Annotated in this window: 10 protein-coding genes; 3 read left to right on the top strand and 7 right to left on the bottom strand. The window is 72.5% G+C overall.

The window, feature by feature from the left end; translation table 11 throughout:
* Positions 1–57: 57 nt before the first annotated feature.
* The 5 genes from ACTWQI_RS13055 to ACTWQI_RS13035 form a co-directional block, all read right to left on the bottom strand.
* Positions 58–1,905 (bottom strand): GMC oxidoreductase, encoded by a 1,848-nt coding sequence (locus tag ACTWQI_RS13055; protein WP_443270080.1) that lies wholly within the window; start codon positions 1,903–1,905, stop codon positions 58–60.
* 72 nt (positions 1,906–1,977) lie between these two features.
* Positions 1,978–3,597: a succinic semialdehyde dehydrogenase gene (locus tag ACTWQI_RS13050; RefSeq protein WP_443270078.1), complete on the bottom strand. Its 1,620-nt coding sequence runs from the start codon at positions 3,595–3,597 to the stop codon at positions 1,978–1,980.
* 148 nt (positions 3,598–3,745) lie between these two features.
* Positions 3,746–5,404 (bottom strand): serine/threonine-protein kinase, encoded by a 1,659-nt coding sequence (locus ACTWQI_RS13045; protein ID WP_443270076.1) that lies wholly within the window; start codon positions 5,402–5,404, stop codon positions 3,746–3,748.
* A gap of 134 nt (positions 5,405–5,538) precedes the next feature.
* Positions 5,539–8,157: a protein kinase gene (locus ACTWQI_RS13040; protein ID WP_443270075.1), complete on the bottom strand. Its 2,619-nt coding sequence runs from the start codon at positions 8,155–8,157 to the stop codon at positions 5,539–5,541.
* 147 nt (positions 8,158–8,304) lie between these two features.
* Positions 8,305–10,254, bottom strand: a complete 1,950-nt coding sequence (locus tag ACTWQI_RS13035; protein WP_443270073.1) for a serine/threonine-protein kinase — start codon at positions 10,252–10,254, stop codon at positions 8,305–8,307.
* 267 nt (positions 10,255–10,521) lie between these two features.
* Here ACTWQI_RS13035 and ACTWQI_RS13030 point away from each other — a divergent pair, with 267 nt between their 5' ends.
* On the top strand, positions 10,522–11,919 hold the full coding sequence (locus tag ACTWQI_RS13030; RefSeq protein ID WP_443270072.1) for a serine hydrolase: 1,398 nt from the start codon (positions 10,522–10,524) through the stop codon (positions 11,917–11,919).
* Positions 11,920–11,940: 21 nt separating this feature from the next.
* On the opposite strand, the gene ACTWQI_RS13025 is transcribed toward ACTWQI_RS13030, so the two are convergent.
* Positions 11,941–13,647 (bottom strand): glycerol-3-phosphate dehydrogenase/oxidase, encoded by a 1,707-nt coding sequence (locus ACTWQI_RS13025; protein WP_443270070.1) that lies wholly within the window; start codon positions 13,645–13,647, stop codon positions 11,941–11,943.
* A 218-nt stretch (positions 13,648–13,865) separates the two neighbouring features.
* Here ACTWQI_RS13025 and ACTWQI_RS13020 point away from each other — a divergent pair, with 218 nt between their 5' ends.
* Positions 13,866–15,128: a nucleotide sugar dehydrogenase gene (locus ACTWQI_RS13020; RefSeq protein WP_443270069.1), complete on the top strand. Its 1,263-nt coding sequence runs from the start codon at positions 13,866–13,868 to the stop codon at positions 15,126–15,128.
* A gap of 73 nt (positions 15,129–15,201) precedes the next feature.
* The gene (locus tag ACTWQI_RS13015; RefSeq protein WP_443270067.1) at positions 15,202–15,633 is read left to right on the top strand and encodes a hypothetical protein; all 432 of its coding nucleotides are present in this window, start codon (positions 15,202–15,204) and stop codon (positions 15,631–15,633) included.
* On the opposite strand, the gene ACTWQI_RS13010 is transcribed toward ACTWQI_RS13015, so the two are convergent.
* Positions 15,634–16,764, bottom strand: a complete 1,131-nt coding sequence (locus ACTWQI_RS13010; RefSeq protein WP_443270065.1) for a GuaB3 family IMP dehydrogenase-related protein — start codon at positions 16,762–16,764, stop codon at positions 15,634–15,636.
* Positions 16,765–16,822: the final 58 nt, after the last annotated feature.

Here is a 16,822-nt window from a genome sequence, read left to right as displayed (position 1 = left end):
GCGGAGAACCCGGCGCACGCGCGCGTGCGGAAGTCGTGGGCACGGGACGTACGCGCTTCAGGTCTCGGCGGGCGCCGAGCTCTCCGCGGTCTCCGCAGACCGCTTCGGCGGCACCGCCGGGACCGGGAGGACCGGCAGTCGCAGCGCCCCGAACGCACTCTCCGGCACGACCGGCGACTTCGGTACGACCGCGGTCAGCCGCACATAAGCCTCGCCCTGCGCGGGGCGCGGATCGTCCTCGCCCTTGTTCGGCCAGAGCGACATCGCACGCTCCGCCTGGGCCGTGATCGTCAGCGACGGGTTGACGCCCAGGTTCGCCGAGACCGCCGCGCCGTCCACCACATGGATGCCAGGGTGCCCGTACAGCCGGTGGTACGGATCGATCACGCCGTGTTCCGTGTCCTCGCCGATGGGGCACCCGCCGAGGAAGTGCGCGGTGAGCGGGGTGCCCATCAACTCGCCGATGTTGCTGCCCGCGAAGCCGTTGATCTCCTCGGCGAGGATGCTCGCGGCCTGCGTGGCCTCGGCAATCTGGGTCGGATTGGGCGCGCCGTGGCCCTGCTTGGCGGTCAGCAGCCCCCTGCCGAGCCCCTTCGGCTTGCGGTAGGTGGTCAGCGAGTTGTCCAGGGTCTGCATGACCAGGCCGATGATGGTGCGCTCGGACCAGCGGCGGTTGGAGAGGGAGCGCAGCGACAGCCACGGGTGCCTGGCACAGTTCGCCGCCCACGCCAGGACGCGGGGGAGCCTGCTGCCGTACGGGACTTGGAGAACGGTCAGCGCACCCATCGAGTTCGAGCCCTTGCCGTAGCGGACCGGCTCGATATGGGTGTTCTCGTCGGGGTGTATCGAGGAGGTGATCGCCACACCGCGCGTGAAGTCGGCCTTCTTGGCGCCGTGCTTCCTGCGGTAGCGGCGGTTGTCGGTCTGTGCGCCGACCAGCGCCTCGGAGTTGGTCCGGGTCAGAATGCCGAGCTTGTCCGAGATTCCGGGCAACAGACCCCGGTCCCGCATGGTGTGCAACAGGCTCTGCGTGCCGTACGTCCCGGCGGCGAGGACGATCTGCCGGGCGCGGAACGTCTTCGGCTTGTCCGGGCGCTTCTTGTCCGTGGGGACGACCGACACCAGATAGCCGCCGTGCCCGTCGTCGCAGACGCCCGTCACCGTGGTCATCGGGTGCACGACGGCTCCCGCCTTCTCGGCGAGGTAGAGATAGTTCTCATTGAGGGTGTTCTTGGCACCGTGGCGGCACCCGGTCATACACTCGCCGCACTCGGTGCACGCCCGGCGCGCGGGCCCCTCACCGCCGAAGTACGGGTCGGGGACCTCGGCACCGGGCTGCGCCTTCGCCTCGCCCCTCGCGTCCTCGCCGTCCCCGAAGAAGACGCCGACCGGGGCCATGTGGAAGCTCTCCCCGACGCCCATCCGTTCCGCCGTCGCCTTCAGGTGCACGTCTGAGGGGGTGAGGGTGGGGTTCAGCCGGACGCCCAGCATGCGCTGGGCCTGGTCGTAGTACGGCTTCAGCTCCTCCTCCCAGTCGGTGATGTGTCCCCACTGCCGGTCCTCGAAGAACGCCTTGGGCGGTACGTAGAGGGTGTTGGCGTAGTTGAGGGACCCGCCGCCCACCCCGGCGCCGGCCAGCACCATGACGTTGCCCAGCAGATGGATGCGCTGGATGCCGTAGAGACCGAGCGCCGGCGCCCACAGGAAGTTGCGGATGTCCCAGGAGTTCTTGGGGAGCGTCTCGCGGGTGAAGCGGCGGCCCGCCTCGAGGACGCCGACGCGGTACCCCTTCTCGGTCAGGCGGAGGGCCGACACCGACCCGCCGAAGCCGGAGCCCACGACGATGACGTCGTAGTCGTGACCGTGGGCATTTTCGCGGGTCTGGGCGGACTCGTCCCGTCTCACGAGGTACCTCCGATGGAACGTGCAGGTCGGCGCGGTTCGTAGGGACAAGGGATGACCACGGCGGGACGGAGGTCAGCGCAGGCGGAGCGCCTTCATGACGCGCAGGCCGCGGCTCATGAAGGCCGCGTACTGGGCGTCGTCCATACCGAAGGAGGGGGCGAGCGGGACCATCCGCTGGTGGGCGACGGTCTGGGCCTCGGTGTACTTGAGGACGCCCTCGGAGCCGTGGCGGCGGCCCAGGCCCGAGTCGCCCATGCCGCCCATCGGGGCCTGCACGCTGCCGTACCCGGCGGCGTACGACTCGTTGACGTTGACCGTGCCCGAGCGCAGCCGGGCCGCGACCGCCCGCCCGCGCCGCCCGTCCTTGGTCCAGACGCTGGCGTTCAGGCCGTACGGCGTCGCGTTGGCCAGCCCCACCGCCTCGTCCTCGTCGCTGAAGCGGTAGATCGACACCACTGGGCCGAACGTCTCCTCGGTGCACACGGCCATCGGGGCCTCAACGCCGTCGAGGATCGTCGGCTCGTAGAAGAGGGGGCCGATGTCGGGCCGGGGGCGCCCGCCCGCGACGAGCTTCGCGCCCTTCGCGACTGCTTCCTCCACGTGCCGGGTCACGGTCTCCAACTGCCGCTCGGAGACGAGCGAGCCCATGTCGGCGCCGTACGCGAGGGCCGCGCCGAGCCGCATCGCGCGCGTACGGGCGGCGAAGCGCTCCACGAAGGCGTCGGCGACCGACTCGTGGACGTACAGCCGCTCGATCGAGATGCACAGCTGTCCGGCGGAGGAGAAGCAGCCGCGGACCGCGCCCGCCGCCGCCTTGTCGAGGTCCGCGTCGTGCAGCACCAGCATGGCGTTCTTGCCGCCGAGTTCGAGAGAGCAGCCGATGAGTCGCGCGGCGGCCTTCTGAGCCACTTCACGGCCGGTACGGGTCGAGCCGGTGAAGGAGACGTAGTCGGCGTGCTCGACGACGGCCGGGCCGACGACCGGGCCCTCGCCGAGGACCACCTGCCAGACACCCGCCGGGAGCCCGGCCTCGATCAGCAGATCGCGGGCCCACAGGGCGGTCAGCGCGGTCTCGGTGTCGGGCTTCATGACGAGGGCGTTGCCCGCGACGAAGGCCGGGAGCGCATCGCCGACGGACAGCTCGAAGGGGTAGTTCCAGGGCGCGATCTGGCCCACGACACCCCGCGGCTGACGCAGCTCGGTGACCTTGGTGAGGGTCGGCAGGGCGCCGGTGTGGCGCTTGGGCCGCAGGTACGCGGGTGCCTTGCGCCCGTAGTGACGGGCGGCCATGGCGACCGCCTGCACCTCTTCGTGCGCGTGGAGGCGGGCCTTGCCGGTCTCCAGCTGAATGAGGTCGAGCACCTCGGCCTGCCGCTCCAGCACCAGGTCGTGGAAGCGCAGCAGGACCGCCGCGCGCTGCCGCAGGGGCGTGGCCGCCCACGCCTGCTGCGCCTCGCGCGCGCATCCGAAGGCGGTGGCCACGTCCTCCGGGGTGGACTCGGGCAGATCGGCCAGCTTCTCCCCGGTGAAGGGCGTGTGGTTGGCGGTGGTACCCGAACCGACGACGCCACGGGTGAGCTGGACGACCAGCTCGGGGGTGACCACATCGGCGGCGTTACGGGTGCCTGCCGGGGCCTCGAAGACCGGGTTGCCGGAGGCGGTGGGGGCGTCGGTGTCCTGCGTGTCCGTCATGGGGGTGAGCGTATGCCCGCGTGGGCACGTTGGGTACCCGTGGGTAACCACCCTTTACGGGTCGTCCACAATTGCGCCAGCAGTCGCTGGCGTGGATGTCGGGCGGGCGCGTGCCGGGGGAGAGCGCTGTGCCGTCCCACCCTCCCCTTCAGGAGTGCGGGCGGGTGCGGACGAACGTTTCCAGAGCGGTGTCGAAATGCCGCCGGGCGGCAGCCAATTTCCCGACGGGGGCCGAGACCCAGACGTCGTACAGCTTGCCGTCCTCCTCCCAGCTGAAGTCGAAGGTGTGGCGAGGGCCGCCGTCCGCGGTGAAGCCGTTCCACGTGAACTCCCACAGCGCCGCCCGGTTTCCGCCCCGCGTCGCCGCCGTGACCTCGCCGTCCCGGTAGCCGGTGTACCGGGACGGTCCCTCGCTGTGGGCGGCCCGCATCACGCTCAGCGGTCCACCCGGCTCCGCGTCCTGGATCTGGACCCCGAGCCGGATGACCTTGCCGGGCGAGTAGTAGAAGATCCGCGGTGGCTCGAAGGAGCGCGTGAAGCCGTCGGGCACGGCGATCCGGAACCCGGCGGGGTCCGAGGCGGTCCGGTAGCCCGCGGGCGGGGTCCTGCCCGGCGGACGCGGGGTGGGCAGGACGGTGGTCTCCGTCTCGGTGGACGTCACCGTCACCGTCGGCGACACCGACGGCGGCCGGGAGGTGGGCCGTCCGGTCTTCCCGGCGGTCGCGGTGGGCCCGGGCCCGCCGGAGCCGCCCTCGCCTTCCCCGTCCACCAGCAGCGCCACCCCGGCCACCCCCGCCGCACCCGCCGAAGCGACGAGCAGCGTGGCCGCGACGATCGTACGGGCACGGGTCACGCCGGAACGGGGCCGCTCGTCGCCGGGGCCGCCGACCGGTGGCCGGCCGCCGACCGACCAAGGGCCCTGGATACCGCGCTGCGTGGGCGCGTGGCCGGCGGCCGGCAGCGCGGGCATGCGGCCCGTGCGCAGATACTCCCCCAACAGGCGCTCCGCCTCCGCGGCGGCCAGCCGCCGTTCCGGATCGCGCTCCAGCAGGCCTGTGACAAGGGGCAGCAGGGGCTGCGCCGCCTCCGGCGGACGGATCTCGTCGGACACCACCGCGTGCAGCACTCCGCCCAACGAGTCCCGGTGGAACGGAGACTTGCCGCTGAGCGCCGCGCACAGCAGCGCACCGAGCGACCACAGATCCGACTCCGGCCCGGCCCGGCCACCGGACATCCGCTCCGGCGCGGTGTACTCCGGCGACCCCACGAACGACCCCGTCTCCGTGATCGTCGTACCGCCGCTGATCTGAGCGATTCCGAAGTCGGTGAGCACCACCCGCCCGGAACGCTCGTCCATCAGGACGTTCGCGGGCTTCACATCCCGGTGCAGCACCCCGTGCGCGTGTGCGGCCCGGAGCGCGCCGAGCAGGGCGAGCCCGATCCGGGCGGCCTCGCGGGGCTGAACCGGCCCGTCGGCGCCGAGTCGGTCGGCGAGCGACCGCCCGTCGATCAACTCCATGACGAGCCACGGCCGTTCGTCCTGCTCGACCACGTCGTGCACGACGATGACGCCGGGGTGCCTGAGCTGCGCGACGGTCCGCGCCTCGCGCAGCGTCCGCTCACGTTTCATCCGGGCGTCGTCGTCGGCGGGATCGTCGCCCATGTGGAGTTCCTTGACCGCCACTTGGCGGCCCAGCAACTCGTCGGTCGCACGCCAGACCGTACCCATGCCGCCGCGGCCCAGTCGGGCACCCAGCCGATACCGCCCGGCGATGAGGCGGTCACCCTCGCGCCCGAAGCTCCCCATGGGCCCATCCTGCCCCACGGGCGCCCCAACCGGGACAGGACCTCGCAGCCGGTCACATCCGCCTCAGGCCCTGTCCGGTCGCTGAACTCCACCTGGACGGCGGGCCGAAGCCGGCGTGCCGGGCCGATCGCGGGTCAGCCGGTGGCGCGATACGTATTCGCGGCGTGCCGGAAGTACTCGGATACGGCCTCGCGTTCGCCGTCCGGACCGATGACCAGCAGCAGGTGGTAGCGGCCCTCGACGATCATGGCGAGGTTACGGGCGTAGACCTCGCGGCCGCTGCTGTCCTTCCAGGTGAAGATGCCTTCGGCCATCGCCGTCCGCCCGACGTCGATCCGGCGTAGACCGGAGGCCGCGGCCCACTGGGAGGCGCGGAAGGGCTCCAACTCCTCCTCCTTGTCCTGCTGGTACGCCATCGGGTCCGCGCCGAAGTCGTCGACCGAGTCGCGGCCGGGGACGACGATCAGCTCGACGTCGTCGCCGAGATAGCGGATCTGGCCGCGGGAGTTCTCGCCGCGGCGCTCCCAGCCCTCATGGACGGCGAGCGTGAAGCCCGCGGGGTCCTGGCGCAGGGCGAAGCCCTTGGGGAGATCGGCGGGTTCGGTGGACTGCGGCTGCTGCTGCGAGGAGTCGGGCGGCGCGGGGGCCGAGTTCACCGGGCCCGCAGAGCCCGTGCGGTCCTGGCCACGGTCCCCGTCCGCACGGGGCAGGAACAGCATGGCGTAGGCGATCGCGGCGATCAGCGCCAGCAGGATCAGGCCGACGAGGGTGCGGCCGAGGCTGCGGGGGCCGCGCTGCCGCTTCTCCCGGCTCCGCTTGTGACGACCGTGCACGAGGGCCGGGGACCCCGCGCGGCGCCTGCGGACGAGCTCGCCGCGCCGCCGCAGGACCGGCAGCCGCCGCGGGTCGGCGGCCGCGCCGACGCCGAGGGAGGGGACGGTGACGACACGCCTGCCGAGGTCCGGCTCCGGCGCGGACCGGATGAGCGAGCGCAGCCAACCGCGGAGCTCCTCGAACTCGGGGCGCTCCGTGGGGTCCTGGCGCAGCAGCGACTCGACGATGGGGCGCAGCGGACCGCACTCCTCGGCGAAGGCGGGCGGCTCGGCGCAGACGAGCTGCACGAGCTCGGTGGCGTTCTCCTCCGGGAACGGGGCGTGGCCCTGGACGGCGCGGAACAGGAGTGCGCCGAGAGCCCAGAGGTCGGTGGCGGGGCCGACGGGTGGCGCGAGCTGCCAGTTCTCGTGGACGGGCCCGGCCTGCTCCGGGGCCCACCGCTCGGTGACCGCCCCGACGACGAGGATGCGGGCCTGTCGGGCGCGCTCGGCGGCGAGGGCGGTCATGGGGAGTCGGCGCGACGCGGCTGCGGCGCGGGCGGCTTCACCGGCTCCGTGCCGGCGCGCGGTGGGCTCGGCGGAACCCGCGCCGGCACCGGCCTCGTCCCGGCGCACGGCGTCGGCGAGGGACTGCCGTGGCTCGGGCAGCCGCGCCGGAGTGTCCGGCGCGCCGTCCGCGGTACGGGCGGCGGGCAGGGCTGAGCGGCCTTCGCCATCCCGGCGGGGGACGTACGCGCTCGCCCCGTGGACTCCATCGGCCGGGCGGAAGCCCGGCGGCAGCCGGTCGAGCGGGCCGGCCCCCCACGGGGACGCGTCGTCCCGGTCGCCCAGGGCACCGTCCGAGCGCGGACCCGGAAGCGCTGGAGCGGAGCCGCCGTCCGCCTCGGGCCGAGCAGTCGCACGAGCGGCGGCCCGCGCGCCCGCACGGTATGCGGCAATCGCCCCGGCGCGGGCAGCGCGAGCGTGTCCGCTGTCCGGCGAGTCGGCGCCTCCAGAGCCCCCGCCGCCGGACACGGCAGGGTCCGCGTGGGTGCCGCCCAGGCGGTCTGCCGCGCCTGGATCGACGGGGCCCTCGCCATCTCCGGTGCCGTCAGGAACCACGCCGCCGGCAGATGCGCCGCCCGGTCTCGTCGGTCCAGAACCGCGCTCGCCCTCGACGCCGAGGCCCGCTTGACCGGATGCGGCCGGGCCCTCGCCCGCCTCACGTCCTGGGCCGCAGAGGTCCGTTGGTCCTTGGCCCACCTGTCCGGCGACCGGCACCTGGCCGGTATCAGCGGGGCCCGGCCCTACATCGCCGGGCAGGCCGATGCCGAGCGCACCCGGCGCGTCCGAGGCCGGTGGCACCGGGTCGTAGCCGCAGAGGGCCTCCTCTGCGGCGCCCGCCGCGAGACCCGTGAGGACGACGCGGCCGTCGTCGCAGACCAGCACCGTACGGGCGGTGATGTTGCGGTGGGTCCAGCCATGCGCATGGAGGGCCCTGAGGGCGGTCAGGATGTCCGCGGCCACCTCGGCAGCTCGATGGGGCGACATCGGTTTCTCGGCGAGCACCGCCGCCAGTGGCCGGGCCGCCACCAGTTCGCTGACGATCCACAGCCCGTCGTCCTCGGCGAAGACGTCGAAGACCTGGTCGAGCCGGGGATGGTCGGGAAGTCCCGCGGCTGCGGCCGCCGCGTCGATCGCGCGCCGGACCGCGGGGTCGGCGGGACGACCCGAGTCGCCCGCCTCACCGGCGGATCCATAGCGCCCGTCCGCGCCGACGACCTCCGCATCGACGACCTCGGGCAGGGGTATCTGCCGGACCAGCACCTCCTGGCCGCTGTACGTGTCGAAGGCGCGCGTCTCCACGAGGTCGTACGCGTCGAAGGGCAGCCGGGGCAGGCGGTAGCGCCCGGCGAGCACCCGACCCGCGTAGTCGTCCACGTCGCCTCCCCACAGCGCGCGATCCCGGTCTCTCGCACCGCCGGCACCCGCAGGCGCCCCCGAACCGTCAAATCCGGTCGTTTTCCGCTCGGTTGCGGCTACTCACGGCCGCGAGATCTCACGATACGTGCCCGACCGGGACACTGGTCAGTCCTTGGGCCGGAAGGTCTTGAACGCGGTGTCCCGGAGGGTCTTGCACTCCTTGCCGTCCCATGCATCCTTCCGGCAGCTGATCATGATCGAATAGCCGTGGTCGTCGTCGACCCGGAAGCCGCGGTTGAGCACGCGTACGCGCTGCCCGCCCTGGTTCCGCTCGAAGGACCAGTCGGCGACGGTCGGGTAGCCGCGGTAGCGGGCCTTCCTGATGCTCAGCACGCGATAGCCGGAGGAGCTGTCGCGCACGGCGGGCTCCAGGCTCTTCCAGGCGGCGAGGGCGTCGTCGCCCGGGCTGGCGGTGAAGTCGACCTGGAGGCGGGGGAATCCGCCGGACCTGCTGTAGATGCCGCCGGAGTTCCGGCCCGCTACACGGGTGCGCTGCCAGCCCTCGGGGAGGGCCATGGTGAAGTGGAAGAGCTTGTCGGTCTTCTGGGCGTAGCCCTTCGGCAGCGCGCGGCCGCCCTTCTCCGGCGTCGTCTCCTCGGCGTCGTCGTCGCCCTCTGCGTCGTCCTCTGGTTCCTCAGGGGACTTGGGCGCCTCCGAAGGCTTCCCCGCGCCCTGCCCTGTGCCCTCGGTCGCGGCCTTGCTCTCGACGGACTTGGCCCCTCCCGAAGTACCCGCGCTCGAGGCGGGCTTGTCGCCCTTGGGCTTGCCTCCGCGGTCCGCGTCGCCGCCCAGCGCGAACGCCAGCACCGTGCCGAGCAGGGCCAGCGCGGCCACCACGGCCAGGACCAGCAGCACGCGCCGCGGCACGACATCCATGATCGACACCGCGGCGGTCGACGGTGCGGGCCGGTCGGGGCGGGGATCAGGATTGCGGGTGGCGACCATCTTGGCCCGTGCCGCCCCGGCCACGTCGCGCACGGACTGCACGGCCGTGGTGCGCACGGACTGCAGGGCGCTGCGCAGCCGCTCCTCCACCCGCGCGCGCACCGCGGCGGACGGCGCGGGGAAGAGCTTCGGCTTCGGCCGAGAGCCACCGATCCCCGGCCCAGGCATCGGCTCAGGCTTCGGCTCAGGCGTCGGCTCGGCCTCCGGCGCTGCCGGGACCTGCGGCAGCATCATCGTCCGAGTGCGCTCGACCGCCTCCGGCCCCTGGTCCTCCGGCGCGTTGAGCGCGTCCGTCAGCAGCGCCCGCGCGCCCGCGTCGTCCAGCCGCTGGGCGGGATCCTTGGCCAACAGACCGTAGATGACCTCCTCCAGCGGTCCCGCGTTCTTCGGCGGGTCCAGCGGCTCGGTCATCACCGCGGTCAGCGTGGCGAGGGCCGAGCCCTTGTCGTACGGCGGCACGCCCTCCACGCTCGCGTAGAGCAGGCCGCCGAGCGACCAGAGATCGGCGGGCGGCCCGGGCTTGTGGCCGCGCGCCCGCTCGGGCGCGATGTAGGAGGGCGCGCCGACCAGCATGCCGGTGGAGGTCAGCGAAGGGTCGCCCTCGACCTGGGCGATGCCGAAGTCGGTCAGGACCACCCGGCCGTCGTCGGCGATCAGCACGTTGGACGGCTTCACATCGCGGTGCAGCACGCCCTCGCGGTGCGCGGCGCGCAGCACGTCGAGGACGGCGAGGCCGACCTCGGCGGCCCGGTGCGGAGTGAGCCCGCCGGTGTCCCGGACGACCTCGGCGAGGGACGACCCCTCGATCAACTCCATGACGATCCAGGGGCGGTCGCCCTCGTTGACGACGTCGTAGACGGTGACGGCGCCGCTGCTGCGGATCCGGGCGATCGCCTTCGCCTCGCGCAGCGTGCGCGTGATCAGGCGCTGCTTCTCGTCCTCGTCGACATTCGAGAAGCGCAGCTCCTTGATCGCGACGGTCCGGCCGAGGGTCTCGTCGACCGCCCGCCAGACCGTGCCCATGCCGCCGCGGCCGAGAACCTCTCCCAGCCGGTAGCGTCCGGCGAGGAGGCGCCCTGTGGTGCCCTGTGTCTGCTCCGCCTCCGACATGAATCCCCTCAGCACTGCAATCAGTCCACGATGGCACCGAGTTGGCTGTCATGCAGGACGACGTATGGCGCTATGTTCAGCCAACTCGGGCCCTCCCCTCGCCCTCGGCGTGGGGAACCCCCCGGCAGAGCCTTCATTCTCTCTCATGCGCGGGGGCGGAGGCCCGCCCGGGTCCGCGCTGCGGGCCCCGGGGTGATGGGACCCGGGCGGACCCGCCATGATGGCCCTCGTACCGGATGAGCCGCGACGAGACGAGGAGCCGGACCGATGCCGAAGCGCACCACGGCGGTCGCTGCGGCCGTGGGGTGCGTGGTGTCGGTAATCTCCGTGCTGGCCGCGCTGCTCGCGGTCGGCGACGCCCCGCCGGGCCCGTACGCGCCGACGGCACGGAGTGAGCCCCACGCGCGCAGCGAACCGGCGGTCCGGCACGAGACGCCGCGGCCTCTCGACGGCCCGGTCCCCGACCGGCCGCAACACCAGGGCGATGCGGCAGCCGGCAACGGCGCGCCGGACCGGAAGGGCACCGCGGGCCCGAGCGAGCCGGCGCCACCGACCCGGCCGGGCGTCGCGGCCGCGGTGCGGCAGCTGGTGTCGGAGGGGCAGGCACCGGGCGCGGCGGCGCTGTCCCGCGACGGGCGCGGCTCGTGGTTCGGGCCGGCAGGGCTGGCGGACCTGCGCAGCGACCGGCCGATGCGCGCCGCCGACCGGTTCCGCGCGGGCAGCCTCACCAAGACGTTCGTGGCCACGGTGGTGCTGCAACTGGCGGCCGAACGACGGCTGTCCCTGACGGACCCGGTCGCCGTGCACCTGCCCGGCCTGGTCCGGGGCCACGGCAACGACGGCCGCCGGATCACGGTCCGTCAGCTTCTGGACCACACCAGTGGGCTGTACGACTACACCCACGACCCGCGGATCGCCCAACGGCTCTTCAGACCTGACCGCGCTGCCCACCGTCCCGACCGCCACACCCCGGAGCAGCTGGTCCGCGCGGCACTCCGCCACACCCCTCGCTTCAGGCCGGGCACGGACTACGCCTACTCCAACACCGACTACATCCTGCTCGGCCTGGTCGTCGAGAAGGTGACCGGACGCCCGTACGCCGAGGAGGTACGGCGACGGATCATCAGGCCACTGGACCTGACCGGGACATCGTTCCCCGGAGCCCGTACGGACCTCCCCCAGCCACACGGACGTGCGTACTCCACCGCGCCCACCGCCGACGCGGACAGAACCGAGAGCACGTCCGGGCCCGATGCTCAAGACCCGCCCGGCGGGCCCGCGTCCGCCGAACCCGCGGACGTCACCTCGCTCGACCCGTCCGGCGCCGGTGCCGCAGGTGAGGCGGTCTCCACCCTGGGCGACCTGACCCGCTTTCTGAGCGCCTTGCTGGGCGGTCGACTGCTGCCCGCCGAGCAGCTGGGGCAGATGCTGGACACCTCGGGCAGTGACGGAGCGTACGGTCTGGGCCTCTTCCCCCGGCGACTCACCTGCGGCGTGACCGTGTGGGGGCACAACGGCAGCATCAAAGGGTCGTACGTCCAGGCGCTCGGCACGCGGGACGGCGGCCATGTGCTCGGCTACCGCGTGAACACGGACACCGTCCCACCCGCCCGGGCCGAAACACGCCTCCTGGAAGCGGAGTTCTGCCCAACGCGTCGGCGCTGAGGAACCGCGCCGGAGCCGGCGTCAGATCGGGACGATGTCCGGCGCCCCGAGGCGCGCGGCGTCGGCCGTCTGGTCGTCCGGCTGGAGCTGAGACTCGCGTTCCGCCTCCACCCGCTTCTCGTAGTGCTCGACCTCCCGCTCGATCTGGCTCTTGTCCCAGCCCAGCACCGGCGCGATCAGCTCCGCGCAGTCCCGCGCGCTGCGCATCCCCCGGTCGAAGGTCTCGATGGAGATCCGGGTGCGGCGCGTCAAGACGTCGTCGAGGTGGCGGGCGCCCTCGTGGGAGGCGGCGTAGACGATCTCGGCGCGCAGATAGTCGTCCGCGGCGGTGAGCGGTTCGCCGAGGGACGGATCGCGGGCGATCAGGTCCATGATCTCGTCGGTCAGCGAGCCGTACCGGCCCAGCAGATGCTCCACCCGCGCCACGTGCAGACCGGTGCGCGCCGCGATCCGCGCCCGCGCGTTCCACAGCGCCTTGTAGCCCTCCGCCCCGACCAGGGGCACGTCTTCGGTGACGCACTCGGCGACCCGCTGGTCCAGGCCGTGCACCGCCGCGTCCACGGCGTCCTTCGCCATCACCCGGTACGTCGTGTACTTGCCGCCCGCGACGACCACAAGACCCGGCACCGGATGAGCGACCGTGTGCTCGCGCGAGAGCTGGCTCGTCGCGTCCGACTCCCCGGCCAGCAACGGGCGCAGCCCGGCGTACACGCCCTCCACGTCGTCCCGGGTCAGCGGCACCGCGAGGACCGAGTTGACGTGCTCCAGCAGGTAGTCGATGTCGGCGCTGGACGCGGCGGGGTGCGCCTTGTCCAGGTCCCAGTCCGTGTCCGTCGTGCCGATGATCCAGTGCCGTCCCCAGGGGATGACGAAGAGCACGCTCTTCTCCGTGCGGAGGATGAGGCCCGTTGTCGAGTGGACCCGGTCCTTGGGGACCACCAGGTGGATGCCTTTCGAGGCCCGTACGTGGAACTGGCCCCGCTCTCCGATCAGCGCCTGGGTGTCGTCCGTCCAGACCCCGGTCGCGTTCACGATCTGCTTGGCGCGGACCTCGTACTCCCCGCCCCCCTCCACGTCCTGCACCCGCACCCCGACCACGCGTTCGCCCTCCCGCAGGAAGCCGGTCACACGGGCCCGGTTGGCGACGTCCGCTCCGTACGCCGCCGCCGTGCGCACCAGGGTCGCCACATACCGCGCGTCGTCCATCTGGGCGTCGTAGTACTGCAGGGCGCCGACGAGCGCGTCCTTCTTCAGGCACGGCGCCACACGCAGCGCGTGCTTGCGCGTGAGGTGCCGGTGGACGGGCAGGCCGCGCCCGTGGCCGGAGGAGACGGACATGACGTCGTAGAGCGCGACGCCCGAGCCGGCGTAGAAGCGTTCCCAGCCCTTGTGCTGCAGCGGGTAGAGAAAGGGGACCGGCTTGACCAGGTGCGGCGCCAGCCGCTCCAGCAGCAGCCCGCGTTCCTTGAGCGCCTCGCGGACGAGCCCGAAGTCGAGCATTTCGAGGTAACGCAGTCCTCCGTGGATCAGCTTGCTGGACCGGCTCGAGGTGCCGGACGCCCAGTCGCGCGCCTCGACCAACCCGGTGGCCAGCCCGCGGGTGGCCGCGTCGAGGGCGGTGCCCGCGCCGACCACGCCACCGCCCACGACCAGGATGTCCAGCTCACGCTCCGCCATTCGGGCGAGCGCCTCGCCGCGCTCGGCCGGTCCCAGTGTCGCTGTCCTCACCGCTGCCTCCCGTCGTGGTCCGGCTCGCTTTTCCCCGTCTGTCGATTCTCACCGTGGTACGGGCCTTCAACCACCCAGTGCTCACCCGGCCTCCGCCGTGCGGTCACCAGGGCAACACCGGTGCCTCCTCCATCAGCCAATACTCAATATCAGTCATATGTGTGCTTAGCCTTACATAGCGCCTTAAAAGATCGTCTCGGGAAGGACGGCATTCAGCCATGCCCGCAGACCTCGCCGTCATCGGCATCGGCCACCTCGGCCTCCCCCTCGCCCAGGCCGCCACCGCCGCCGGCATCGCCACCATCGGATACGACACCGACGCCCGGGCCATCACCGAGTTGCGGGCGGGCCGACCTCCGGTGGACTGTTCCCTCACCGCCACGGAGTTCCGCCGGATGATCTCCGGCGGCTTCCGCGCCACCACGGACCCCGCCCAGCTCGGCCGGGTCCGTACGGCCGTGATCTGCGCGCCGACTCCGCTGGGCGAGGACCTGGCGCTGGATCTGTCGGCGGTCGGCGCCGCGGCGAGGGAGCTGGCGGCCCGTCTGCGACCGCATGCCACCGTCGTGTTGGAATCCACCGCCTACCCCGGCACCACGGAGGATTTCCTCCGCCCCATCCTGGAGGAGGGGTCCGGGCTGCGCGCCGGACGCGACTTCCACCTCGCGTACGCGCCGACCCGCCTGGACCCGGGGAACCGGGCCTTCGGCTACGCCAACATCCCCAAAGTGGTCGGCGGACTCACGCCCGCGTGCACCGAGGCCGCGGCCGCCTTCTACGGGCGGCTGACGGACCGGGTCGTGCGCGCGCGGGGGACGCGAGAGGCGGAGGCCGTGCAGGTGTTGGAGACCAACTACCGGCACGTCAACATCGCGCTGGCGAACGAGATGGCGGTCTACTGCCGCGACATCGGGGTCGACGTGTGGGAGGTGGTGCGCTGTGCCGAGACCAAGCCGTTCGGCTTCCAGGCCTTCCACCCCGGGCCCGGCGTCGGCGGCCACGGCGCGCCCATCGACCCCAACTACCTTGCCTACAAGGGCCGGAGCCTGGGCTACCCGCTCCGCATGGTGGAACTCGCCCAGGAGGTCAACGGGCGGATGCCGCGGTATGTCATCCAGCGCTGCGCGACCTTGCTGAACGAGCACGGCAAGTCCGCCCGCGGCGCCCGCGTCCTGCTGCTCGGAGTCACCTACAAGCCGGACATCGGCGACCAGGAGAACTCACCGGCGGGCGAGATCGGCTCGCGCCTGCTGGGCATGGGCGCACAGCTCAGCTATCACGACCCGTACGTGACGCAGTGGAGCGTCCTGGGGCGGCCCATTCCCCGCGCGGACGCGCCCTACGAGGCCGCCGCGGCGGCCGACCTGACGCTGCTGCTCCAGAACCACCGCAGCTACGACCTCCAGGGCCTCGCCGTGAAGGCCCAGTTGTTGCTGGACACCCGGGGCGCGACCCCCGCCGGGGCCGCCCACCGGCTCTGATTCCCGCACCGCCGGTCTCCTCCCCCTGCTAGCGTTCCGGCAGATCACCCATTCAGGGGGAGATGCACTGGAGATGAGCGAGCCCTCGGGCCGCCCCGGGCCCGGCGTGGCCGCCGGGGCGGCGGCCACGGTCGCCGGCGGCCTCCTGCTCGGCGCTCTGCAGGGCTGGGGGTCCCTCCCGGGCGAAGCTCTGGGGGAGGGTGCGCGCGGGTACGAGCTCGGCTACTGGGCGCTGGCCATCGGGCTGCTCGTGGGCGCGGTCCTGGGCAAGGTGGGCGGCCAGGGGCGGGCGATCGCGCTGTGGGGCGTACCGCTGGCACTGGCGGGCGTCGCACTCGCGCAACTCCTCGCCGCCGCCATCCAGGTGGGTGCTGGCGACGTCCACCTCGAGCCGGGTCCCGTCCTCGACTACTGGCAGCACGAGATCCTCGGCAGGAACGACGTCACGTTCTACGCGGTGGCGGCAGCAGAGGCCTATCTGGTCGCCCGGCGAGTGGCCGAGTAGTCACCTCTTGTCGTACTGGGACGACGGGGCAACCGTCACCTCGACGCGCTGGAACTCCTTGAGCTCGCTGTAGCCCGTGGTCGCCATCGACCGGCGCAGCGCACCGAAGAAGTTCATCGAGCCATCCGGGGTGTGCGACGGCCCCAGCAGAATCTCCTCCGTCGTGCCCACCGCGCCCAGGTTCATCCGCTTGCCGCGCGGCACGTCCTCGTGAATGGCCTCCATGCCCCAGTGGTGGCCACGCCCCGGCGCGTCCGTCGCACGCGCCAGCGGCGACCCCATCATCACCGCGTCCGCGCCGCAGGCGATCGCCTTCGGCAGATCGCCGCTCCAGCCCACGCCTCCGTCGGCGATCACATGCACATACCGGCCGCCGGACTCGTCCATGTAGTCCCGGCGGGCCGCCGCCACATCAGCCACGGCGGTCGCCATCGGGACCTGGATGCCCAGCACGTTCCGCGTCGTGTGCGCCGCCCCGCCACCGAAGCCGACGAGGACACCGGCGGCACCCGTGCGCATCAGATGCAGAGCGGCGGTGTACGTGGCACACCCACCCACGATCACGGGCACGTCCAGCTCGTAGATGAACTGCTTCAGGTTCAGCGGCTCGGCAGCGGAGGACACATGCTCGGCGGAGACCGTCGTCCCGCGGATCACGAAGATGTCCACGCCCGCGTCCACCACGGACTTCGAGAACTGCGCGGTCCGCTGCGGCGACAGCGCGGCGGCGGTCACGACACCCGAGTCGCGCACCTCCTTGATCCGCTGCCCGATCAGCTCCTCCTTGATCGGCTCGGCGTAGATCTCCTGCATCCGGCGCGTGGCAGTCCGCTCGTCCAGCTCGGCGATCTCCGCGAGCAACGGCTCCGGGTCCTCGTAACGCGTCCACAGGCCCTCGAGATTCAGCACCCCGAGCCCGCCCAGCTCACCGATGCGGATCGCGGTCTGCGGCGACACGACCGAATCCATCGGAGCGGCCAGGAAAGGCAATTCGAAGCGGTAGGCGTCGATCTGCCAGGCGATCGAGACCTCCTTCGGATCGCGAGTGCGCCGACTCGGCACGATGGCGATGTCGTCGAACGCGTACGCCCTGCGGCCGCGCTTGCCGCGCCCGATCTCGATCTCAGTCACGTCTCTGGCCTTTCCCTACGGTCTACGGCACCAGTATCCCTAAGAGGCAGCTCTGAGG

Origin of the sequence: Streptomyces sp. KR80 (assembly GCF_052245555.1) — a bacterium.
Classification (GTDB): Bacteria; Actinomycetota; Actinomycetes; order Streptomycetales; family Streptomycetaceae; genus Streptomyces.
This window is presented reverse-complemented; position numbering and strand designations above follow the sequence as displayed.

What these genes read in the sequence shown, in the direction of transcription:
- ACTWQI_RS13020 (WP_443270069.1), top strand. Translation starts at nt 13,866, where the DNA reads ATGCCCGCAGACCTCGCCGTCATCGGCATCGGCCACCTCGGCCTCCCC.
- ACTWQI_RS13045 (WP_443270076.1), bottom strand. Translation starts at nt 5,404, where the DNA reads ATGGGGAGCTTCGGGCGCGAGGGTGACCGCCTCATCGCCGGGCGGTAT.
- ACTWQI_RS13035 (WP_443270073.1), bottom strand. Translation starts at nt 10,254, where the DNA reads ATGTCGGAGGCGGAGCAGACACAGGGCACCACAGGGCGCCTCCTCGCC.
- ACTWQI_RS13015 (WP_443270067.1), top strand. Translation starts at nt 15,202, where the DNA reads ATGAGCGAGCCCTCGGGCCGCCCCGGGCCCGGCGTGGCCGCCGGGGCG.
- ACTWQI_RS13030 (WP_443270072.1), top strand. Translation starts at nt 10,522, where the DNA reads ATGCCGAAGCGCACCACGGCGGTCGCTGCGGCCGTGGGGTGCGTGGTG.
- ACTWQI_RS13050 (WP_443270078.1), bottom strand. Translation starts at nt 3,597, where the DNA reads ATGACGGACACGCAGGACACCGACGCCCCCACCGCCTCCGGCAACCCG.